Origin of the sequence: Citrobacter sp. Cpo045, assembly GCF_030332875.1 — a bacterium.
Lineage (GTDB): Bacteria > Pseudomonadota > Gammaproteobacteria > Enterobacterales > Enterobacteriaceae > Citrobacter > Citrobacter portucalensis.
Genome location: NZ_JAOWGZ010000103.1, coordinates 61,991 through 83,587, shown reverse-complemented (window position 1 = coordinate 83,587; position 21,597 = coordinate 61,991). Strand labels below are relative to the sequence as shown.

The 21,597-nt window shown below is 49.5% G+C and carries 18 protein-coding genes; 4 read left to right on the top strand and 14 right to left on the bottom strand.

All coding sequences use genetic code 11. The annotated features are described in order from the left end of the window. Positions 1-12: 12 nt before the first annotated feature. The 13 genes from OGY13_RS16265 to OGY13_RS16205 all read right to left on the bottom strand — a co-directional run bounded on the left by OGY13_RS16265 (position 13) and on the right by OGY13_RS16205 (position 18,394). Positions 13-1,725 carry an alpha,alpha-trehalase gene (locus OGY13_RS16265; protein WP_191215702.1) on the bottom strand — a complete coding sequence of 571 codons (1,713 nt, stop codon included), beginning with the start codon at positions 1,723-1,725 and terminating at the stop codon, positions 13-15. A 170-nt stretch (positions 1,726-1,895) separates the two neighbouring features. Beyond that, entirely contained in the window at positions 1,896-3,326 is a 1,431-nt protein-coding gene (dhaM, locus tag OGY13_RS16260; RefSeq protein WP_048235235.1) for a dihydroxyacetone kinase phosphoryl donor subunit DhaM, read from the bottom strand. A gap of 10 nt (positions 3,327-3,336) precedes the next feature. Continuing rightward, the gene (dhaL, locus tag OGY13_RS16255; protein ID WP_020996617.1) at positions 3,337-3,969 is read right to left on the bottom strand and encodes a dihydroxyacetone kinase subunit DhaL; all 633 of its coding nucleotides are present in this window, start codon (positions 3,967-3,969) and stop codon (positions 3,337-3,339) included. Between the two features lie 11 nt (positions 3,970-3,980). Beyond that, a complete protein-coding gene (gene dhaK / locus OGY13_RS16250; protein WP_137377342.1) occupies positions 3,981-5,051 on the bottom strand; it encodes a dihydroxyacetone kinase subunit DhaK in 1,071 nt (356 codons plus the stop codon). A 275-nt stretch (positions 5,052-5,326) separates the two neighbouring features. Then, complete coding sequence (locus OGY13_RS16245) at positions 5,327-7,438, bottom strand: hypothetical protein (RefSeq protein ID WP_213752347.1); 2,112 nt, start codon at positions 7,436-7,438, stop codon at positions 5,327-5,329. 38 nt (positions 7,439-7,476) lie between these two features. After that, entirely contained in the window at positions 7,477-9,336 is a 1,860-nt protein-coding gene (locus OGY13_RS16240) for an STY4199 family HEPN domain-containing protein (RefSeq protein ID WP_133158641.1), read from the bottom strand. 396 nt (positions 9,337-9,732) lie between these two features. Beyond that, positions 9,733-11,007 carry a Glu/Leu/Phe/Val family dehydrogenase gene (locus OGY13_RS16235; protein WP_032943729.1) on the bottom strand — a complete coding sequence of 425 codons (1,275 nt, stop codon included), beginning with the start codon at positions 11,005-11,007 and terminating at the stop codon, positions 9,733-9,735. Between the two features lie 322 nt (positions 11,008-11,329). Further along, positions 11,330-12,298 carry a Csu type fimbrial protein gene (locus tag OGY13_RS16230; protein WP_213752346.1) on the bottom strand — a complete coding sequence of 323 codons (969 nt, stop codon included), beginning with the start codon at positions 12,296-12,298 and terminating at the stop codon, positions 11,330-11,332. A 13-nt stretch (positions 12,299-12,311) separates the two neighbouring features. Next, positions 12,312-14,597 carry a fimbria/pilus outer membrane usher protein gene (locus OGY13_RS16225; protein ID WP_213752345.1) on the bottom strand — a complete coding sequence of 762 codons (2,286 nt, stop codon included), beginning with the start codon at positions 14,595-14,597 and terminating at the stop codon, positions 12,312-12,314. A gap of 55 nt (positions 14,598-14,652) precedes the next feature. Next, positions 14,653-15,375 carry a fimbrial biogenesis chaperone gene (locus tag OGY13_RS16220; RefSeq protein ID WP_071446221.1) on the bottom strand — a complete coding sequence of 241 codons (723 nt, stop codon included), beginning with the start codon at positions 15,373-15,375 and terminating at the stop codon, positions 14,653-14,655. Positions 15,376-15,389: 14 nt separating this feature from the next. Next, a complete protein-coding gene (locus OGY13_RS16215; RefSeq protein WP_048235239.1) occupies positions 15,390-15,920 on the bottom strand; it encodes a Csu type fimbrial protein in 531 nt (176 codons plus the stop codon). 309 nt (positions 15,921-16,229) lie between these two features. Then, positions 16,230-16,961, bottom strand: a complete 732-nt coding sequence (locus OGY13_RS16210; protein WP_008784993.1) for a MerR family transcriptional regulator — start codon at positions 16,959-16,961, stop codon at positions 16,230-16,232. Between the two features lie 203 nt (positions 16,962-17,164). After that, entirely contained in the window at positions 17,165-18,394 is a 1,230-nt protein-coding gene (locus tag OGY13_RS16205) for a diguanylate phosphodiesterase (protein WP_213752344.1), read from the bottom strand. A gap of 318 nt (positions 18,395-18,712) precedes the next feature. Between OGY13_RS16205 and ycgZ the strand changes: the two genes are divergently transcribed. From ycgZ to OGY13_RS16185, 4 genes are all read left to right on the top strand, one after another. Further along, complete coding sequence (gene ycgZ / locus OGY13_RS16200; RefSeq protein WP_003833500.1) at positions 18,713-18,949, top strand: regulatory protein YcgZ; 237 nt, start codon at positions 18,713-18,715, stop codon at positions 18,947-18,949. Between the two features lie 40 nt (positions 18,950-18,989). Then, a complete protein-coding gene (locus tag OGY13_RS16195; protein ID WP_008784991.1) occupies positions 18,990-19,262 on the top strand; it encodes a hypothetical protein in 273 nt (90 codons plus the stop codon). Positions 19,263-19,296: 34 nt separating this feature from the next. After that, complete coding sequence (locus OGY13_RS16190; protein WP_008784990.1) at positions 19,297-19,563, top strand: biofilm development regulator YmgB/AriR family protein; 267 nt, start codon at positions 19,297-19,299, stop codon at positions 19,561-19,563. Positions 19,564-19,696: 133 nt separating this feature from the next. Continuing rightward, the gene (locus OGY13_RS16185) at positions 19,697-20,248 is read left to right on the top strand and encodes a LuxR C-terminal-related transcriptional regulator (protein ID WP_071446225.1); all 552 of its coding nucleotides are present in this window, start codon (positions 19,697-19,699) and stop codon (positions 20,246-20,248) included. A gap of 76 nt (positions 20,249-20,324) precedes the next feature. On the opposite strand, the gene OGY13_RS16180 is transcribed toward OGY13_RS16185, so the two are convergent. After that, on the bottom strand, positions 20,325-21,584 hold the full coding sequence (locus OGY13_RS16180) for an MFS transporter (protein WP_003833490.1): 1,260 nt from the start codon (positions 21,582-21,584) through the stop codon (positions 20,325-20,327). Between the last annotated feature and the right edge of the window lie 13 nt (positions 21,585-21,597).

Sequence of the window (21,597 nt, the reverse complement as noted above, 5' to 3'; positions counted from 1 at the left end):
CAGGCTATGATGTTATGGCGTCGGTTGAGTCTGTTTTTTAGACTCGACTGGCGCAGTACTTGCCGGGGTAGGTCGCGACGCGGGTACGTTGTCACAGGGCTTTTCTTTGGCGCAAATCAGGTCGAGCATTTTCAGCGTTACGCCGTTGGTCCAGCCGAAACCATCCTGCAACGGATACTCACCGCCGCCACCGCCGGTTCCAGTGGTGCTCACGTCATACTTCTCAACCAGCTTTTTCTCGCGATCGTAGGTGTGTTGAACATTGGTGAGGAATCGCCAGGTCACGTCCATGGCGACAGTATCCTGACCGTAATTCTGTAACCCGGATGCTGCTACCCACTGGAGCGGGGCCCAGCCATTGGGGGCATCCCACTGCTGGCCGCTTTTCACCGACGTGGTAGCAAGGCCGCCCGGTTGCAGCAGATGTGCCTGGGTGGCCGTGGCGACTTTACTGGCGCGATCTTTTGCCGCTGCATTGACATATAGCGGGAACAGGGCGGCAGCCGTGAGCTGGTTGCGTACTTTGTGGCTTTTCAGATCGTAGTCGGCATACCAGCCTTCTTTGTCGTTCCACAGGTACTTCTCGATCCCTTTTTGTCGGGCATTAGCGAAGCCATCGTACTGCGCCGCTTTGGCATCATCACCAGCAGCCTTGCTGGCGAGGGAGATCATTTTTTCCATTTTGTACATCAGCGCATTGAGATCGACCGGAACGATGCTGGTGGTGCGCAGAGTGCCCAGCTGATTAGGATTGTCCATCCAGCGGGAACTAAAATCCCAGCCGGACGCGGCAGCTGAACGCAGGTCGCGGTAGATTTCTGTGGCCGGGCGGTTCGGGTTGCTTTTAGCGGTGGCGATATCCTCTACCCACGACTCTGGCCGAGGCGAATCGCGCTCATCCCAGTAGCGGTTCAAAATGGTGCCGTCATCCAGTTTAACTACGCGCTTATTTTGCTGACCGGGCTGGAGTGTTTCGACGCCTTCCATCCAGTAGCTGTACTCTTTGAGCATCTGTGGGAGGTATTTTTTCAGCGCGTCATTCCCGTCGTGCTGCGCCAGTAGTTCAACCATAAAGGCAAAGAACGGCGGTTGCGAACGACTCAGGTAGTAGGTGCGGTTGCCGTTAGGAATGTGTCCCCAGGAATCAATCTCGTAAGCGAAGTTTGCCACCATGTCCGAGACCTTATCCCAGTGATTGCTCTCGGCAAGCCCCAGCATGGTGAAATAGCTGTCCCAATAATATATTTCGCGAAAACGCCCGCCAGGTACCACATACGGTTCCGGGAGCGGCAGCAGCGAATCCCATTTTTCAGCGTCGGTTGTCGAACGGGTGAGTACCGGCCACAGGCCATCGATATGTTCGCGTAATGATTGCCCGGCCGGGGGCACGTATTTCTCGCCGTCTTTCGGCAAGGTGAAATTCACTTGCACAAAATGGCGTAAGTCGAATCCGGACTGGTTTTTCTGCATCCGGTAATCGGCAAGGATCATTAATGGATCGCTGTTTGGCACCGCGTCCGCAAAGGTTTTCTGGTCAGGAAACAGTTTGGCTGTTTGTACATCGTTAAACAGGGGGCCAAGCAGAATATCAGGCGGCGCAGGCGTAGCGGCTGGTGCGTCCTCGGCGTTGACGGTAAAAGAGGAAAGGGCAAAAAAGGTGCTTGCGAGCGTCAGTTTTATTGCAACAGAGAGCAGGCCAGGATGGCGAGTTGCTGGCGTTATCATCGGTTAATCTCCTTAGCGGCGTGCCGAAGTAGCGGCATTTACCATGAGAAAACCTTAGTTCAGGAATGACCGTTGCGCGTGATCGGCTCCCCATTTTGCGAATAAACAGACATTTCCCGGCGTGAATAGAGAAGAAGCACACCCTTTGTTGGAAAGGATGTGCTTCGGAATCAGTTTGCGCGGGTTATCCGCTGTGTGACACAGTCAATGGTCAGAGTATCGCCCATCTTGATGCTATCGAGAGCCGCGCCTTGCTGACACATCCAGCACAGACCCATTTCACGAGCGATAATCGCCGGATGCGAGGCTTCGCTGCCGTCCCGCAGGCAGATACCTTTGATGGTCTTCGGATCGAGTTGCAGTACCGTAGACGGATAAATGACATCAGCGACCAGGATAGTGGGGCGCAAGAACGCGGGAATTTGTGCGCTCTCTCCCGTCAAATGCTGCAGTGAACGGGACAGCAAATCTTCAATATCAATGTATCGCGCCTGCAGATAAGGATCATCGAGCTGTAAATACTGCTGGCTGAGATCGCTCAGCACCTGATGCCAGGCCCAGGCGGCGCTGCACTGCTTTTCGCGCATTACATCGCAGGCCATTTCAAACAGTTCAGGATCGTCCAACAGCGTATGGTGACCGGAGAAGATGGCGGCGATATCTGCGGAATATCGTTCTTCAGCAAGTGCAGTGAGTTCGCTCAGATCGTTTAGCGTACTTTGGATGGCGGTCTGTAATCGCTGTTGCTCAGCCTGGAGTGATGCGGCTGGCTGCGGGTTTACCTCGGGCGAGAACGGCGTGTGACAGAATGCCGTCCCCGTGACTTTTGAGGGAGCCTGAGTTGCCTTGTTATCAGCATTAGCGGACTCGAGCGATTCACCAAAATTCTCCGCTGCCAGCTGTTTAAATGCGGCCAGCGCATCCTCTGCCTGTTCGCCTTTGGCAATCAGGCGCAGCGTGTCATTACAGCGTACCTGCAGCAGAGCTATCTGATTCAGGCTATCAGGAACCACACACTTGCCGTTTTTCTCCAGCCACATGTCGGCGTTAAAACCAGACAACGCGGAAACCAGCCGCGAAGCCGGGCGAACGTGGATGCCGTTAGGGTTTTTCACCACAATGGCAACAGAACGGGCATCTGCATCGGGAGACAGTGCAGCAGATGCGGGTTTCGCTGCGGATGGCGAAGGTAAACCCAGTTGCTCACATTTGGCGTCGAGGGCGTTCATGGCATCACGGATGACCCGATCGATATCAGCACCCGCGGCGGCGCTAACCGTCGCGGCCAGTGTGCCTTCAACCAGTGGTGCTGCGCACAAACGCACTTTGGCGGCAATGCCAGGGTCGAGCAGTTCCAGCGCGGTTTCCGCACTCAGTAATGCACTACCGATATCCATCATCACCAGCACGTGGTCCGTATCGGCCACGGACTCGATGGCTTCCATCACCTTGATCGGATCGGTGCCAATCGGATTCTCAGGATCATCAATGCCTGCGGCAATGGCGATTTTGCAATCACCGCCCATTAACATCTGCCGGGCCAGCGCACCGACGCCTTCGCCCAGTTGGGCGCTGTGAGAAACAATAACCAGGTTTACCATCGCTTTATCCTTACTCTCTGGACGCCTGAGCTAGCATTTGCATCATAAACATGACCGACGTTGCGCCGGGATCCTGATGCCCAATACTGCGCTCACCAAGATAGCTGGCACGGCCTTTGCGAGCCTGCATGGTGATGGTGCTTTGTGCTGCGGCTTCCGCTTGCTGGCTTGCCGCTTCCAGCGCTGCTTGTACACTCAGTTTCTGCTCGCAGGACTGGCGTAAGGACTCGACTACTGGCAGCCAGACGTCGCACATGGTTTTGTCGCCAGGTTCAGCCTTACCGCGGCTAATCACACCTTCTGCGCCATCACGCATCATTTGATACAGCTCTTCAAGCGTCAGGCTTTGATGAGCCTGAGTCACCTGAGCGGCGCGAATAAAAAAGGTGCCAAACAGCGGTCCACTGGCCCCGCCGACGCTTGAGAGCAGCACCATACCGGTGTTTTTCAAAATAAAGCCGATGTCTTTGTCTGCGATGGACGGCAGCTTTTCAACGACTTTGCTGAAACCACGATGCATGTTCAGACCGTGGTCGGCATCGCCGATCTCTCGGTCAAGTCCGGTGAGAAAATCACTTTCTGTGGTGAAGATCTCGCCGCAACGATAGAGCCAGTTAACAATTTGCGTTCTGTTGAGGGACATCATGAATCTCCTTATTTACCCCAGTTGAGGGCAGGGGTGTGAACCGGTGCATCCCATAATCTCAGCGTTTCGTCATCTACCTGTAACAGGGTGATCGAGAAACCGGTCATATCCAGAGAGGTACAGTAAGAACCGATCAGGTTGCGCTCAATGACGATGCCTGCATCCTGACAACGGCTTTCCAGGCGGTTATACACGCCGAAGAGTTCAGACAACGGCGTCGCGCCGAGATTATTGACCAGCGCAATAACGCGATCGCCACTTTGTAACGCACGCTTGCTTTCTTTACCTTCCTGCCACGCGCCCTGGACGTTGTCCCAGTGGCGGAGTGTACGGCTGTAGTTACCGTTTTCCAGCAGGGTATCGAACATTTCATCAACGGTCTGATCGAGAGAGGTGAAGGGGCGACGGTCAATGCCGGGTTCCCCGTGGATACCTACGCCAAACTCCATTTCGTTATCCTGCAGCGTGAACGACGGTTGTCCAGCGGCTGGAACGGTACAGGCGCCAATGGCTATGCCAATGGAGTGGCCCTGGTTATTCAGCTTACGGCCCAACGCCGCACAGGCTTCCAGCGAATCACCGCGTTCGGCGGCCGCGCCGACCAGTTTTTCGATCAATACGGTATTCGCCACACCACGTCGACCGGCGGTATACAAACTGTCTTTCACCGCCACGTCGTCATCCACCACCATGGTGGTGACTTTGACACCGCTTTCATGCAGCAGCTCGGTGGCGGTTTCGAAATTAAGAATGTCGCCGGTGTAATTTTTGATTATCAGCAGCACGCCTTCGCCACCGTCAATTTGCATGGCGCATTCGAACATTTTATCCGGCGTGGGTGAGGTAAAAATCTCACCTGGACAGGCGCCAGAGAGCATGCCCTGACCAATGTAGCCGCAGTGCATAGGTTCGTGTCCGCTGCCGCCACCGGAAAGCAGAGCCACTTTGCCCATCACCGGCGCATCTGCGCGGGTGACATATACAGGATCCTGATGCAGTGCCAGGGAAGGATACGCTTTCGCCAGTCCGGCGAGTTGTTCATTCAGTACGTCTTCAACACGGTTGATCAATTTTTTCATTATTTATGCTCCGCAGACAGTCCTGGATGGCTGCCAAATTCGGGCAGGCATCTGATGTAGGGTATCGGTTGGTTCAACGTCACGGCGACCGCTCGCTGCCGATAAGGTAATTTTGCACACGGGTAGTCAAAAGAAAATTGATGTGATTGGTGTTTCAATACGGAACATTAGCATCTTTTAATGTTCCATATTGAAACGTGGTGGTGCATAAAACAGCGGAAGTGAGAGATGCGGCAAAGTTTATGCTGACGGCATCATGAGTAAAACGTTATTCCTTACTCTTCTTTGCCATTAAAATCGAAAAACCAGAACAAGATAAAACCAATAAAACCAAAAATTAGCAGAATAGCCAGGGTATAGACTTCATATCGCGCGGCATCTGCAGCAATCGTCTGTAACTTGTCCATTGCCGGGGCTGGCTGCTCTTTGAATAGCATGAGTTGCCATTCATAAAGGTTTGTTGTTTTTATCTCTTTAATCGGTTCCCAAATATGGTTAGCCGCCGCGCCGAGTGCTAAAGCAGAAAACAGTGCGCCGTAAATACGTTGGCGTTTTTCCTGACGCTGACTAATAGCCTGGCGCATGAGCTGATCCAATTGCTCTATCTGCGTCATGAGCTCCTGACGTTGCTCAGACAATCCCCACTGCCGAGAGAGATCTTCACTCAGCTGGTTATGTAGGGCATCGTTGCCGACTAAAGCACCTTTATTCATGGCTTTTAGCGCCTGGGCTTTGGTTTCCAGCATCATTTCGGACCAGTCAGATAGACGACGAATTTTTCCCTTTCGGTTGTGTTTTTGCTGCGACTCGAGCAGATCCTTGAGCCACTGTTCAATCTGTTGGGCAGAGTTCGCCAGAAAATTTTCATACTCATGGCTTACATCCGCTACAGAAATGGCCGCTTTAATCAGTATCGCCAGATGTTTATCCTCTTCTTCGCGACAGAAGATTGTGACGCCATGACGGTGAGCGACAACCAGAATATTGCTGTACCATTGGCAGTGGTACTCGCTGGTGGGGGGGAGATCCGCAGGACTCCTAACGACGCGCGTGCTATCGCTCTGTGCTGCCAGCCAGGCATGAAAGGTGGGGGTATCGATCATTCGCATCAGCGGGACGATCGTAATATCACCACCCTCCGGGATGCGATGCTGATAGACACGAATGCATTTACCTTTTGTGCGGCAATCAAGTTCGGGTAAAGCTATTGGCACAATGGCGTTATCAAGATAACGGGTAAAATAATTTTCCCAGATTGCGGGCAAAACGTCTTTTTGCCAGGTCAGTTTCGAGCCGGGCTCTCCGGGAGCAAGCTGCTTCGGTGCCGCAATTAGCGTCATTCTGCCTTGATCGTCGTACCAGGGTTGGTTCGGTGCGCCTGGGATCAATTTATCGCTTCCGGCCAGGCGATAGCTTTCGAGAAAACGCGGAGTATCGTGCGGGCGTAGTCCTTGCCAGGCCACATCTTCACGTTGTTCCAGAGCGGACCACAGGGCATCAAGGCGTGTCCCCTGAATCGGGTTGAGCGAAATAACGATATCATTTCCCGTACCCACTTCTCGTGGTCGATAAATGGCCAGCAACCCAAATCCATTGTGCGTCCAACTGCGTTCTTTATCGCAGCGCGCGAGAATTTTCAACATACCAGAGGGGAGCGTTTCGGTAATAAACAGTGCATCAACCACCGTTTGCCGCCGGCCTGTGCCGAGATCCAGCAGGAGTTGGCAGGTAACCGAACGCTTGATAACGTGTTGGTAAATCTGTTGCTCATACGCCAGACTTGCGACCGCACTTGCATAACATTGCGTGTGCATGGGCATAATGCCTGCGGTGGGGTCTGGGTTGGCTATCATCATATCGCTCAACAGGCGAAGGCAGGCCAGCATGTTGTGGCGAACAACGGCAGTATCATCCATGGATTGCTCGCACAGGCTGCTATGCGCGAGTGCGGATAACAAGCAAGCGGCAGAACGAGTTGTATCATCACCGTCCAGATAAATACCGCTTTCCCATGCGGTGACGTATTCCAGCCACGGATGTGTTGATAGCGACAGCGAACCAGCGGCATCGAGATGGTTCAAAAACAGCAACAGCGTAAAACAGGTATCCAGAGAGAAATCTTCGATAACGATTCGTTGTATTCCCTGGACACTTGAGAGTTTACTGCGCCATATAGACCATTGACGATCGTCGGCATTTGCCACCAGTTCACTCACCGAATTGTAGTGACCTGCACGGTATCCTTTGTTATTGAGCGCGACACCCTTTTGGCTTTCCGTATCATTGCCGTCGCCCAATCCGATCAGTAGGCTGCCTGCCGGTGCATCACGCTGCGACGGATTGAACTCGAAAGTAAACAGCGGCCATGCATTATTGAATGCGAACATATAATTCTCTTTCGATGAATGTGTTGTTGGATCGCTCATTATTTGACTACGTTATAAATGACCCGTTGTGAGCGACTCCAGTTATCGCCAATCGCAATATTGGGCTCATGGTTTTCTTGTTTTACGCAGTAGTTCTTAACCAGGCTTTTTAACTCTGCCTCGTTGAGTGTGCCGAACATCAGACGCGTATTCAGTTCTTTCAATAACACATCATGGAGTGAATAAGTGGTCGGTCTTTGCAGTGAAAATTGCGCCGCGTCAGCCAGTAACTCACGCGCATTATCGGCCATCAGACGGCGCTCACAGCGACCTGCAGGTTCATTTTTGGCCATTTCTTCATCGTAAGCTTTCTTCTGGGCTTTCTCAAAATTAAGCGCTCTGTCCAGTTCCGCTTTAATACCCTGAACATCCTTGGCAGAAGAACAGAATGTTTTTAAATAACGAATCTGTATGGGGGTCAGCGTGCCATTGTGGTCCGCTTGCTGACGTAATTTACCGGCCATTCTGAGGCAGCCGTTTTTTTCATCCATCAACGACGCTGATTGTAATAGGGCATTCAACGTTTCCTGGCGATCTTCCTGTAATGCGGCTTCGGCATAATACAGTTTCCAGCGCATGCCTCCGGCAAGAAACAGATTGACAACCTGGGTATCACCGCGGTCGATAGCGGCGCGAAGATTTTTTTCATCCCAGGCAATGCCGATATTCGCCAGTTCTTTACGCGGATCGTTACTGGTTTCTTTTTTCGCCCCAGCAACCGTTTTACCCACTTCCCCGAGATCGCTACGGATGGACTCCGTATTCACCAGCGTCTTGGTTGAGGTTCCGAAAGTCAGTACTGAGCCAACAATAATGACGACGATACCGCCCAGCACCCAGGCTACTCGATTGCGAATGATGCGCGTATCAATTTTGATTTTTCCAATATCCTGAGCCTGAGCCACCAGATCATCCTTTATTTCCTGAACGTCACCGCCGAGATCTTCAATTTTTTGGGCTGTCTGTTCGAAATAGTGAGCAACCTCAGCATTGCTGTCATCAAAAAAGCGATCAGGGTTAACTTTTACCCGGCCTTCGTCGAAGGCCTCCTGTACCGGCTCAGTAATTTCTTGGTAATAGTAATTCATCAATGTTGTTTGGACGGAGGTTACCCGCTTATGATGCGCCAGACGGTTGCGAATTACGCGAATATCGTCAAGAAAGGTATTCAGTGTTCTACGTTTATCGTTAACAAAGCTGAGCAAAGGGGTATATTGATAAAGTGGAGAGTAGTGGATGGGATATTCGTCTTTATCAATAAATAGTGAGGCGAGTTCACTGAAAAGGGTACCGCTCAATACGTCATCACGATCGGCAACGTTGAGCCATTTTTTTACACGTTCCTGACCAAATAGTTTGTTTAGGTGCTCAAGTAGGGCTTGTTGGTTATTGTACGCTTCATTAATTAAACTACGAATGGTCAGCTCTAATGCTCGTACCTGCTGCAAACTACGTAACTGCTTTTCTTCGCCTTCGTTATGCAGCGTCGTTGAATAAGTTAATTGAGGCTGTTTTTCTCGCAAATATTCGAGCTGCCACAAAAAACGCAACGCGGCAATGGTCAGATTTCTGTCGGCAGGCTGGCCATCTGTATTTCTGCCGAGCCATTTGTTCAAGGTGCGTAATGCCGCAAGAAAGCTCGCCATTTCCTGCTCATTATAGTTAAACCGGGCCGCTACACTGCTCCAGTTGCCCAATCTCTCTCGGGCTTTATCAAGTGAATAATAAAACGTATCAGGCGAAAGTTGCGTGGGGGCTGGCATACCCAGCAGGGATAAAATTTGTGGAAACGCGCTGTCGAAAAGAGACAGGCAACGAGTAAAATCGTTGTGCTCAGAAGCAGATGAATGATCGACCATTATATTCTCACGTGGTTATTCGCTGAGTTTTCCCGGCCCGATCTAATCGCACTGTGTCAGGCAACTTTCCCTGCAGCCAGAATGCCATAATTCGACAATTATTCGGGATTTTTAATCGGTTCGTCAATATATATGGGGGGCGTAATATTGGTAGTAGACATTGCAACCAATAATGCGTTGCTATGGGTTCTTAACGCAAATTATGGTTGCAGCGATGGAATTTAATGTTTATTGGCTAACAAAATGCGCAGATATTGGGTAAGTAAAACGCAGAAAGCGGGGCAGATGAATCAGGCTACTACACGCCAATAATGCCACAAATAATGCAGCATTATTGGCGTAACTCACGACTGGCGTTTATCGTCGGTCAAAAACGTTGGCATATCTGCCGTCGTATTAGCCCGGATAAATTCCGCGATCTTTACGTGCCAGCAGAATACGTTCGCAGGCAACAATGTAGGCTGCGGTACGCAGGGAGCAGGATTTCTCAGCTGCTTTTTCCCATACGTGCACCATCGCATCAGTCATGATTTTGTCCATGCGATTGTTGATCTCTTCTTCACTCCAGAAGAAGCTTGCCATGTCCTGGACCCATTCGAAGTAGCTGACGGTTACGCCGCCTGCGTTACATACGACGTCAGGTACCACGATGATACCGCGGCTTGCCAGCATATCATCGGCATCCGGGTAAGTCGGGCCGTTAGCGCCCTCAAGTACCAGTTTGCAGGTCAGTATTTCTGCACGCTGACGGGTAATCTGCCCTTCCAGCGCGGCAGGGATCAGGATATCCATCTCCACGCTCCAGAAGGCTTCGCTGGCGATGGTTTCAGCGCCTGGGAAACCGGCAATCTGTTTGTGCTCCAACTGCCAGGCAGATAGCGCGGTCATGTCGATACCCGTGGAGTTAAACAGCGTTGCGGTGTGATCCTGAATAGCGACGACACGCGCACCCGCTGCGGCGAACAGGCGGGCGGCTTCGCTGCCGACGTTACCGAAACCTTGTACCGCCACGCGAGCGCCTTCAACTTCAATGTTCGCACGACGCGCGACTTCCAGACCACTGACAAAAACGCCGCGACCGGTGGCTTTATCACGGCCTAACGAGCCGCCGAGGTGAATAGGTTTACCGGTGACCACACTGGTCACGGTGGTGCCGTGGTTCATGGAGTAGGTATCCATCATCCAGGCCATGACTTTTCCGTTCGTACCTACATCCGGCGCAGGAATGTCTTTCTGCGGCCCAATGATAATGCCGATTTCGCTGGTATAACGGCGGGTTAAACGCTCCAGTTCACCTTCAGAAAGTGAGAACGGATCGACGCGCACACCGCCTTTGGCTCCGCCGTACGGCAGGTTCAACGCTGCGCATTTGATGGTCATCCATGCAGACAGGGCCATCACTTCATTAAGATCAACATCAGGATGATAACGCACACCGCCTTTGCCCGGACCGCGGGAGAGGTTATGTTGCACGCGATACCCTTCAAAATGACGGATAGTGCCGTCATCCATCTGCACCGGGATATCGACAATCAGCGCGCGTTTTGGGTGGCGCAGGGTGTCCACCCAATGGGAAAGTTCGCCCAGGTAAGGGGCCACACGCTCGATTTGTTGCAGGTAGGTATTCCAGGCAGATGTGCTGCTATCTGAAGCGTAAGATAACTTATCCATGATAAACCTTAGTTATAAAAGTAATATGTTCTTAATTTGGCCGTGGTATACAGTGAATCTCACCATATAAACCTAAATTTAACATTTTTTTCATAGAACAGCCTGCCTGGCTAACACGGATTATCGGTATGAGTAGTGTGGGCTTTGGCTTGGTAGTGAATAGTTATTCTTTATTTTGGCTGTCATCGCGGTTGTTTTGCGGTTTATGTAGTTTAATATGCATAACTTGTAAAAATCGCAATTTGTCAGATTTATGACGCACCTCTAAAAGTAAATAATATGATAATAAAATGTGTTTGCTTTATTGCTGTTAAGCTGGGCGTCAGTAGGTCACGGCGATGGTGACAGTATCGGCATAGTTGTCTGGCGTGTAGTTCGCGCTGGGAACGGTGGCGTAAACCGGGTAGGTAGTCGTTGTCCCCGTGCCGTTGCCTGCAACGGTATTAAGCGCAGTATTGCCCCAGATCGTACCGGAAGGACCTGGCGTCGAACTAAGCTGGTAGGGGACTTTATCCGTATTTGACCCCGTGCCTGCCATCACGCCGCTGCCTGCCGTATTGCCGTTGGAGGGTTGAAGTCCGATGGTGTAAGGGGTGTTATTAGAGCATGCTACGCCAACGGTGTTTGACGCCGTGAGATTACGACCCGTTCCGCTGGTGGGGGCAAAGCTGATGTTAGTCGCGGAGGTGATATTACACTGTTTGCTGACAGCAGCTGTGACGGTGAAAGGAAACCTGGCGGCAACGGTATCACCACAGGTGGTCGGCGGGAAAAGCAATCCAGGATTAAGGGTGACAAGGGCTGTTGCCGTCGTATAACTATCCTGATAATTTCCGGGGACGGCTGCCGTTTGTGGCGTGACGATCTGCGCCGATACCGTGAGTGAACCCGTCACTGGCGTCAGATTCAGCAGGTTAAGCTGTACCATCGGAAAAGTGGTTCCGGCCTGGTATTGGCTCCCCCAAATTTTGCTGTGTCCGGGATCCTGGTAAAGCTGGTATGCCAGCGTTCTGGCGGGGTTTCCGCTTAACGACATATTTCGCGGTGTCACCTGGCCACTGACGGCCGAGGCGCCAATATTAAAACAGAGATTGATCCCTGCCAGCACGTCACCAAGCTCTTTGGCGCAAGTGTAACTGAACGTCATTGATGACGTTGCGCCTGTCGCAGACAGTGGATTGACCGAACCTAAATTTATGGCTTGCACATTGCTCACCGAACAGGTTACCGCATGGCTAATTGCCGGACAAAAAAGTACGGCAGCGATGAGTAGCAGATGTCTTAACCTCATGAGCGCACTCCTGTTAGTGTGGGCGACAAACCAGTGGACCTATTTGCACAATCCCCTTTGCTGACGCGGGATAGTCAAATTGCACGCGACAACTACCGGTGTCCGTATCAACGCGCAGCGTGTTGTGCTGCTCCAGGGTGTCGAACCATGTCATTCCATCAAAGCCAACGACAGACGATTGTCCTTTTCCGTTGATGGCGTAAGCCATGCTGCCTTCAGGAATTGGCTTACCCTGATTGTCGACGAGGATAATCTGCGCAGCGTGGACGGGGGTGATGCCAAAGCTAACCAAAGTACCGGAACGATCGGCTGGCGTGGCATTCGTCTCAACGCGTGCGATCCGCATATTGGCAGGGAGATCCATCGGGTCAATACTGATCAGGTTTTTTTGATAACTGTTAAGCGGTGTGACCAGCAGTAGTCCCTGGTCATCGCTGCGGCCAATCAGGTTATTTTGCAATTTGACCGGAACATCAGGCACGCCGTCAGTTGAGACGACGGCAAAACCATTATTGATTTCTCTTGCTGCAAACAGGCCGCCTCCCATAGTCACCAGCGATCCGGTTGCGCCTGCATAACCGTAATGGTTATCCGGTAAACGGCTGAATCCCGCGTACGCTTTACCATAACGTCCCAGATATCCCACTTCTCCCTGGCCACTTTGCCGGGAAGCCTGCTGACTGGCAGCCAGATTCCAGCCCCAGCCGCCGTCGGCAGGGGGCGTCAGGCTGGCGTTGAGCTGGTAACCGGTTTCGTCGTTGGTACGTTGTAGGGTGCTGCTGGCGCTCAGATTGTTGTCGGTCGTGATGGTTACCATCAGATAGAGGCTACGATCGCGGTTGTCGTCAATGTTCTGGTTGAATCCGGCATTGAGTGAGATGTTGTCGGTGAGAGATTTAAACCAGCTGGCATTGGCGTAGCGCACCGCATTTTCGTGTGGATAACGAAACTGCAAATAGCTCAGGCTGACATTTCCAGCTGCTTCCAGCGAATAGCCAATGACAGTGTTGCTGTTAAGCGTGGGGGGCGGCTCACCGTAATGGGTGGCGACATCGCGATAATCGCCGGAAGTTGCCGTGGTACTGGTACTGAAATTAAACCGTTCGCCGGACCAACGGTAACCAAAACTGTACAAAAACCCGTTCTTTCCTGAGTCGGTACTTGCGGCAAGTGAGGTCGAAAACGTGCCGCTGCGGGTTCCTGGGATCCAGTCGTTACTGAAGCCCGCGTTAATCAGTCCATCGCTGGTTTCCGCGTGAGTCCCGGCGGTGAACGTATTGCTAAACCCGCGACGCCACGTAGCGCTCAATACTGGTGCGCTGGCATAATCAAAAGAGGAGTAACCATAATTTTCGCGTACCGTGCCTAATTCTGCCGACCAGGCGGTTAATCCTTCCCGCAGGAGTTGCTGATCATTGTAGAACGAGAAATTTTGTACGCTCGTTCTGCCCAACGCATCTGTCATCATCACCTGACCCGTTCCCGCGCCGCTGATGTTAGGCATTGTGTTGATCTGAAAGCTACCTGCGGGGACTTCTCCGTTGTAGTACCTGACGCCGTCGACGTACAGCTCAACGTTTGACGGTAACGTCGCGGATCCCAGATATGCTGGAAGCGGGGTGGTTGGCATATAGGGCTGTAACCCAAAATCGGTGCCTATCTGAATGCCGCCGATTCGCGTCGGTCGGGACCAGATGAGTGAACTTGTCAGGGTATCGCCAACGGTTAACGCCAACATCGAATCAGGAAATGACGTACGCCAGCTGGTGTCGAGGCGCTCAACGCTGTTATCGGCATATTCCTCGGTAGAGTACTGCGTCAACTGAGTGGTGCTGAGCACGCCGGTCGCATTGAAGGCGCGAATTTCGCTGAAGGTATTGATTGCGCTTTCATCCCCCTGTTGCGTATAGATATCATAATTGAGCAGCGCCCCGCGTGATGTTGTTGCCGTTGGCGCGGTTTCGGTGGGCGAGTTAAGCTGCGTGGTCGCAAGATCGAGTGAACTGAGCGGCGCAGTAAGCGAGAGCGTTTGCAACTGAACGTTGTAGTCAATGGTTAGCTGGGGGATATCGTTCAGGCAGACGGCGTTAGTGGCGTCTGGAGCAAAGCGAAAGCCCATTTTACGCAGAGTATCTGCTCCTGCATAAAGCTTTCCATTATCGTAGCCAAAATGAACCAGCCCAACGGGATTCCCATTTAAGGTGACGTCGAGATACAAATCGACTCCCGTAATCTGCGAGGTGCTATTAATAACAACATTTTCGTTCTGGTTATTATTCAGCGTTTGTGCGCAAACCATTCCCGATATTAATACTCCATTGAGAAAGCAATATTTCACCAGAAGCCAGGATCTGTTACAGATCTTGTACTGTTTTTTGGCCATTGATTGTGACTTCAACTTTCCCGCCGTAATGATTATTCCTGGCTGACGGGGAAACTATCCAGCGCATTGTTGATCCGGGTAAAACGTAGCCTAATAGTCCGGGTGTAATGACTTTTTTAGTACCGTCAGGGCTTATAAATGTTGCAGCAGATAACTGTGCATGCCCATTTCCCTGATTACTGACTTCAATAAATTTTTTGCCATCCAGCTGCTGTAATTTCCATTGCAGTTTTGCCTGCGTTTGTGCCGCTGATGTTGGTTGAATGAAAACGGGAACAGAATAATGCAGCACAAACTGAAGCTTGTTTTTTTCTACTTTTGCAGGCGGTAACTCATCTATCGACAAACGATAAGCGTCTTCGGCATGTGCCGAGGGAGGGTTTGTGCGAATAACACGAATCAACTGACGTTCTCCAGGGGCTAATGCTAACATCGGCGGGCTAATCACCAGCCCTTGAGAGGGAGAAAGTTTGTCGTCATAAGCGCTTTGACTCCAGCGAAAAACCCGAACCTGGGCATTGAGCACATTGTCACCCGCGTTACTCAGCCAGATACCATCGGCATTTTGCGTCGCTTGCAACGTTAACGTGACCGGGGCTATTTGCAGTCCGCTGGCGGTGGCAAGATTGATGCTCGCAACCATCCCTAGCAGGCATGCGCAGGCACACTGCTTTACAGGCAGTTTTACTCTCATATGGCTTCCTGAAATTAGTAGTTAACGTTAACCGTTACCGTGTCGGCATAGTTGTCAGGCGTGAAGTTGGCGTTCGGTGCGGTGGCATAAACGGTAAAAGTCTGCGCCAGCCCAGTTCCGGTTGCCGCAACGCCGTTTCCTGGTTCGGTAGTGGTGGCAGTATTCCCCCAAACCGGGCCTGTTGCTGATGTTTGATTGAGTTGATAGGGCACTTTGTCGGTATTCGTCGCCGAATTAGCCACTGAGGACATCGCCCCGGCGCCGAGGGCATTACCGCCGTTAGCCGTTGAAGGCGCGAGGCCAATAAAATAGGGCGTCGTCTTTGAACAGTTGACAGAAATCGTGTTGTTTCCACTCGTGTTAGTTGCCGTAGTATTGACGGGCCCAAGCGTAATATTTGAAGCCGAACCGGCAGTTACGGTACAGGCCTTTTGAATCGTCATCAGCACCTGAAATGTTCCGTTAACGGTTGCTGCATTTGCCACAGAAATAATGGAAAAGGCGCAGCAACAAAGAATTAAGCGTTTGTCTAAGACTAGAGCCATATCCTTTACCTTTTTCAAATAACCACATTTATTACTTTAGAAAAACAATAATGTGGCATAAGAAGACATAATTTAACCCTAGAATAAGTATTAGACGTACGCCAGTTGATCTAATGAATTTTACTTAGGAAAAAGGTGATGTCGTCTGCAAAAAAATAATACCAATGGGTTAGTATATTGTTTTATTTTTATGCTATGGCCGGGGTTAAGTCAGGAGGATAGAGGGCAACATATTCCTTGGGGGGTACTCAAAATAACCAGCCAAAAAATGAGAGTTGTATGATTTATCTTACACGTATTACGTGTAGGTTACGGGCTGTGGAAAATGACCTTATAACCTTGTTCATTCCAGTGTTGGAGCAGTTCATTTTGTCTGCGGGTTGGCGTAATACCGGTCCAGACAAAAAGGGTTTGCCCAGGGAAAAGTTCAGGTCTTGGCGATTCAATGGGTTCAGCCAGAACGGCAATATGCCAACCAGATTGCGATAAGCGCCAGGCTTCGAGCCACAGACGGGTTCTGTCTTCAACATCCCAGGCCATCAGGAGGGCATCCTTTCCTGACTTGCGCCGCGTTTCAGACAGCAGTGTGGCAACATATTCAATCAATGCGCCATCAAGCATGCTGTTCATTATGCGGGATGTATTATGGTCAAGTATCAGCCGTTGACGTACGGGAAGATAAACGTGATCGATCAGCGCATCTACGGGGTGAACGCGACCGAGTGCGGTAATTTTGGCTCGCAGCTTCGGCGGATGCGCCATGCGAAGAATGCTCATCATCTCTTCTTGTAATTGATTCCAGTCGTCGTCAGCTTGACGGGTACTGGTTTCCAGCAATGCCTTAACTTTCCCAACAGGTATGCCATTGCTAATCCAACGTTTTATTTCTTCAATACGCTGAATATCTTCTTCATCAAAGAGTCGGTGGCCACCTTCACTGCGTTGAGGTTTGAGTAAACCGTAACGTCGTTGCCATGCCCGAAGGGTGACAGGATTTATCCCGCAACGTTCTGCGACATCCCCAATGCTGTAATAAGCCATAGTTCCCCCGGACACTCCTGATTCTCCGTCACCGATATGCGGTTCCTGTTACTTTGTACAACATGCATCAAATTGTACAAAACATACAGAGGATTCTAGCAAAATTAAGATTTACTTTACTATTACGCAGGGAGTAAATGCTGAATTTTTATGTTCAGCATGAGGGCGGTTGTGGTGATTGTTTATTTATAACAATGCGTTAGTTATTTTGACGCTGAGAAATCATTTTTCTCTGGCCATGCAACAGACGGAATACCATTCAGGCAGGCTTGTGCAAAAAGGTTACCCTGGAAGATTTCAATACCTGCGGACTCAAGCCACATCCACTCTTCAGGTTTTTCAACGCCGACTGCGGAAATCATGATTTCCAGTGAAGTGCAACATTTGATAATTGCCTGAATGATGGCCTGTCTTGGTCCACTTTTATGCACATCCGTGATCAGCTCGCGGCTTATCTTAATTCGGTCGGGTTGAAAACGAGACAGAAGCTGAAGCCCGGCAAAACCTGCCCCAAAATGATCTATCGCCACACAGATCCCCGCAGCCTTGAGTGACTTTACGGCCTGCGCGAACGTATCAAAGCGCGATATAACTTCGCTTTCGGTAAACTCTACAATGATTTGTTCAGGCACCAGTCCGTGCGCCGCGATTTCGTTTATCAGAAAGCTGACTGCATCGGGTTTGTTTACCAGGGTCATAGGGAGCAGATTGACTGACAGCATTTTGTCGTTAAGTCCCAGCGCGCTTGCCATTGCAAAAGCAGTCTTTTTGCTCTGCAGATCCGCGGTATACAGTTCTTCAGGAGTTAAGTTGCCAAAATAAGTTGCGGGCGTTTCACCGTCTCTACCACGAATAAGTGCTTCCAGAGCAATGACGCGCTGCGACATAGGATCGATAATGGGTTGAAAAGCAAAGCTGAAATCGATATTGGACTGGAGTGTGCTTTCATCCAGGAGAGTACAAGAGTTGTCGGCAATAAAACTCCAGTAATCAGGCGCAGGTATTTCAAAATAACTCGATTTTTCCGTCGCAAGGACAAATGTGCGGAAAAACTGTAATGCCCGGTCATCATAGGTGAGCTGAAATTTTGATGTTCCCTTGTTAAGTACCGCTTGCAGGACGTCATTGCGTTCATGTTTTTGTAAATCAAATAACTCCATTCCCACCTTTCCGAATCTTCTCGCAGGCGCGTAATCACACATCAGCTCAACGATATTGTGGTGCCGTGGGTCGTTACATATACAACGATAAATCTCTTTTACCTGCTCCTCAGGTCCTTCAAGCAGTTGGAAAAAGTGGTGGCCATTAAAGAGTAAAATTCCCGTAACATCGGATCGCCGGTTTTTTAGATTTGCGGCTGTCACCATATCCTCAAGCGCTCTGAGGGGGGCGTCATCACGTAGATGGCTACGGTAAATAATGGTCGTGAGCATGGACAGTCCGGGATCAAGGGAAGGGAAGAGATATGGACAGTATCAAACAAACCATCTTATGTCCTGATTTTAATACATTATTCTAACTTTATTTTTACAAACAAAGGCCCTTAAAAAGATCGAATTCATTCGTTAAACGAAGTGGATTGTACAACTGAATTTGATTTTATGTAGTTTGATATTGATATAAGTTACTGATTATATTGATTTAGCACTTTTTGATAAAAAATGATGGTTCGCGTTGTACACATTTTTGGTACAACTTTGCTACTGTTATAAAACTTAATATTCACCAGCATTTTGTTACAGGAGCATGACATGCAGCAGCATACCGTTCGCACTGATACTGCAAGCGCGATTTCTCGTTACTTTGCGAAGGCGCATCTGCCAACTCAACAGGAAACATTGGGAGAAATCGTCACTGAGATACTCAAGGATGGACGAAATCTGAACCGCAAATCACTTTGCACCAAGCTTCTGTGTCGTCTTGAAAAAGCATCCGGGGAGAAAGAACAGAAACATTACAATGCGTTAATTGGTCTGCTTTTTGAATAAAATAAACCCCTTACTTATAGGGGTAAGTAGTGAAGGAGTTATGAAGAAAACTGATAGTGAACGCCTGAAACATGAAATTACAGGTTTGGCTGTGCTAGAAATTTTGCGAATGCATACAGACGTTTCGTTAGCCGCAGTGATTAAGCAATTGCGACTTATGCAGGCCAGTGAAATAGATGGCACACGCAAGCAATTAATTGACAGCGTTATCAATGATTTTACAAACATTAATCCGGGGAAGATAAGTAGAAAACCGGATAAAACCAGAGATGAGAGTGCTTTCAGTGCCAGCAAAAACCCTAAATTACATTAAAGATAATCTTCCAGACTATACAAGCGAGGTTACCATGCTTCATGAAATTAATGTCCACAGTGTAATGACGGATAAAGCTTTATCAAGTTACTTCCATAATGCAGGTGAGCTATTAGCAGATGAGTCTGTGGTATTGGGACAGGCGGTAACAAATGTAATTCTGGCAGGTGATAATGTTAATAATAAAAACATCATTTTAAGCCTGATTAGTTCTCTGGAATCAACAGTTGACGTTGTCCAGGCAGATGTTATCAGAAAAACCCTGGAAATAGTGCTGCGCTACACAGCTGACGACGTCTAAAAAGTCTTCATGTTAATATAATATGTACAGTACCTTTGTTATATGCTGAAAGCACTCATGCTGAGCATTTTTTTGATTAAGACTATACATAGCACCCTCTCTAGAACAATTGTGATTTTTCATTGAGGCCATAATGATGAACATCGTTCAGGAACACACTGGAAACGCAGAGTTATGGATTGATGATATTTTTATCAGGCAAGGGCTAAAGAATATTCTTGCAGATATTGTTTTCGAAGATGATAAGACGCATCTGGTTTTTTTCACCGCCAATCACTTTGAGGCGGTAAAAAGGCAAAATTACGATCTGAAAACGCATCGTCTGGTACTGCTGATTGATGGTCATCTGTACAGATATCTCAATGATTTATCACTTTACAGACTGCCAATAGATGTTAGCGTTGCCACATTCAAACAATTTATTATTGATATTACTCGTTCTGGCGGTATACACGACAATCAGTCAGAACTAAATATTTCGCTGACTGCGCGAGATAAATATATTCTAACGCAGTTAGGAGAAGGTCGAACTATTTTTGAGATATCCGCCTTGTTAAATCTACATTTGAAAACGATTTACCAGGCCAGGCAGAATCTGATCAAGAAGCTTGGTTGTTCTGGGCTGATTGATTTTCAGGGAATACTGCGAGCGAAAATATTCCGCAACTGGCTGGAACATGCCTGAATAAATCGACAGTTCGTACTTACTTTTGGGGGATACGACAGGGCCAATGGCCCTGTCCGATATATTTTAAACTTCGCTACTCTGTCACCAGTTCATTTCCCATCTTCTGCTGATGATGTTTTTTGCTCAACGAGAAGTAGCCAAATATTAGCGTTATTACCACAATGCTGGCCATAATCAGGAAGATTTCCTGATAGCCCACTTTATCAAACAACTTACCGACAGGCAGTGACAGCACGATAATGCCAATGGAACTGGCGATATTGAAGCCAATAAGATATATCGTTGATGACAGGCGTTTATCAAAATTTGCTACGCTGAATTTAAACACTGAAATAACAAACAGTGGGACTTCCAGCGCATGAAGCATTTTAATCAAGGAGATAATATAGATATCGGTGAACAGTGCTGAACCCAGGATTCGACAGGTCATGATTGTGCCACCCAGCAGCAATGCGGATTTAGGCCCGATGCGGTTAATCAGGAATGGAACCAGCGCCATACCGACGGCTTCCATAAAGACCTGTACCGAGTTGAGGTAGCCGTATACGCGTGGTGCCAGTTCGGGATCGTCAAATAAGCTGGCGTAAAACACCGGGAACATCTGCTGATCGTAGATGCTATAGAACGACCAGGTGCCGACGACAAAGATAACGAAAAACCAGAACTGCGTATCTTTAAAGATAGTGAGAAAATCATTTCGGGTCAGCGCGTCAGGTTCAGGAGAACGCGTTTTTACAGAAGATGGGGCGGGTGAGTTGGTTTTGAACAACACGTTAATCAACAGGAATAACACCCCCATTACCGATACGCACCAGAAGTTAATGTGTGGGTTGATGCTGAAGAAGATACCGCCAACAAATGTCCCTGCGGCGTAGCCAAGCGATCCCCACAAGCGGGCGGTGCCGAATTCAAAGTTGAATTTGCGGCTCACTTTTTCGACGAAGCTTTCTACCAGACCACAACCCGCGAGGTAGCCAAGGCCAAAGAAAATGGCTCCCAGCGCCATACCAAGTTTGAAGTTGGAGGTCAGCAGCGGTTCGTAAACATAAATCAGGAACGGGCCGCTGAGCGTGATGACTATCCCCATCAGCCAGATAAGGTGTTTACGGGTGCCGAGCTTATCCTGCAGAAAACCGTAGACCAGCATAAACAGCATGCTAAAGAACTGGTTTACGGCATACAGCATTCCCAGCTCCGTTCCGGACAGGCCAAGTTTATTTTTTAGCCATATCGCATAAAAAGACCACCACAACGACCAGGCGGCAAAGAAAAAAAGCAGATACCCGGACGAGTACCGATATTTGTCATTACTGAACGGCATATTTATCTTCATGATTTTTCCAATC

What these genes read in the sequence shown, in the direction of transcription:
- dhaK (WP_137377342.1), bottom strand. Translation starts at nt 5,051, where the DNA reads ATGAAAAAATTGATCAACCGTGTTGAAGACGTACTGAATGAACAACTC.
- OGY13_RS16230 (WP_213752346.1), bottom strand. Translation starts at nt 12,298, where the DNA reads ATGAGGTTAAGACATCTGCTACTCATCGCTGCCGTACTTTTTTGTCCG.
- OGY13_RS16240 (WP_133158641.1), bottom strand. Translation starts at nt 9,336, where the DNA reads ATGGTCGATCATTCATCTGCTTCTGAGCACAACGATTTTACTCGTTGC.
- OGY13_RS16220 (WP_071446221.1), bottom strand. Translation starts at nt 15,375, where the DNA reads ATGAGAGTAAAACTGCCTGTAAAGCAGTGTGCCTGCGCATGCCTGCTA.
- OGY13_RS16205 (WP_213752344.1), bottom strand. Translation starts at nt 18,394, where the DNA reads ATGCTCACGACCATTATTTACCGTAGCCATCTACGTGATGACGCCCCC.
- OGY13_RS16195 (WP_008784991.1), top strand. Translation starts at nt 18,990, where the DNA reads ATGAAGAAAACTGATAGTGAACGCCTGAAACATGAAATTACAGGTTTG.
- dhaL (WP_020996617.1), bottom strand. Translation starts at nt 3,969, where the DNA reads ATGTCCCTCAACAGAACGCAAATTGTTAACTGGCTCTATCGTTGCGGC.
- ycgZ (WP_003833500.1), top strand. Translation starts at nt 18,713, where the DNA reads ATGCAGCAGCATACCGTTCGCACTGATACTGCAAGCGCGATTTCTCGT.
- OGY13_RS16185 (WP_071446225.1), top strand. Translation starts at nt 19,697, where the DNA reads ATGATGAACATCGTTCAGGAACACACTGGAAACGCAGAGTTATGGATT.
- OGY13_RS16180 (WP_003833490.1), bottom strand. Translation starts at nt 21,584, where the DNA reads ATGAAGATAAATATGCCGTTCAGTAATGACAAATATCGGTACTCGTCC.
- dhaM (WP_048235235.1), bottom strand. Translation starts at nt 3,326, where the DNA reads ATGGTAAACCTGGTTATTGTTTCTCACAGCGCCCAACTGGGCGAAGGC.
- OGY13_RS16225 (WP_213752345.1), bottom strand. Translation starts at nt 14,597, where the DNA reads ATGGTTTGCGCACAAACGCTGAATAATAACCAGAACGAAAATGTTGTT.
- OGY13_RS16265 (WP_191215702.1), bottom strand. Translation starts at nt 1,725, where the DNA reads ATGATAACGCCAGCAACTCGCCATCCTGGCCTGCTCTCTGTTGCAATA.
- OGY13_RS16210 (WP_008784993.1), bottom strand. Translation starts at nt 16,961, where the DNA reads ATGGCTTATTACAGCATTGGGGATGTCGCAGAACGTTGCGGGATAAAT.
- OGY13_RS16190 (WP_008784990.1), top strand. Translation starts at nt 19,297, where the DNA reads ATGCTTCATGAAATTAATGTCCACAGTGTAATGACGGATAAAGCTTTA.
- OGY13_RS16215 (WP_048235239.1), bottom strand. Translation starts at nt 15,920, where the DNA reads ATGGCTCTAGTCTTAGACAAACGCTTAATTCTTTGTTGCTGCGCCTTT.
- OGY13_RS16245 (WP_213752347.1), bottom strand. Translation starts at nt 7,438, where the DNA reads ATGTTCGCATTCAATAATGCATGGCCGCTGTTTACTTTCGAGTTCAAT.
- OGY13_RS16235 (WP_032943729.1), bottom strand. Translation starts at nt 11,007, where the DNA reads ATGGATAAGTTATCTTACGCTTCAGATAGCAGCACATCTGCCTGGAAT.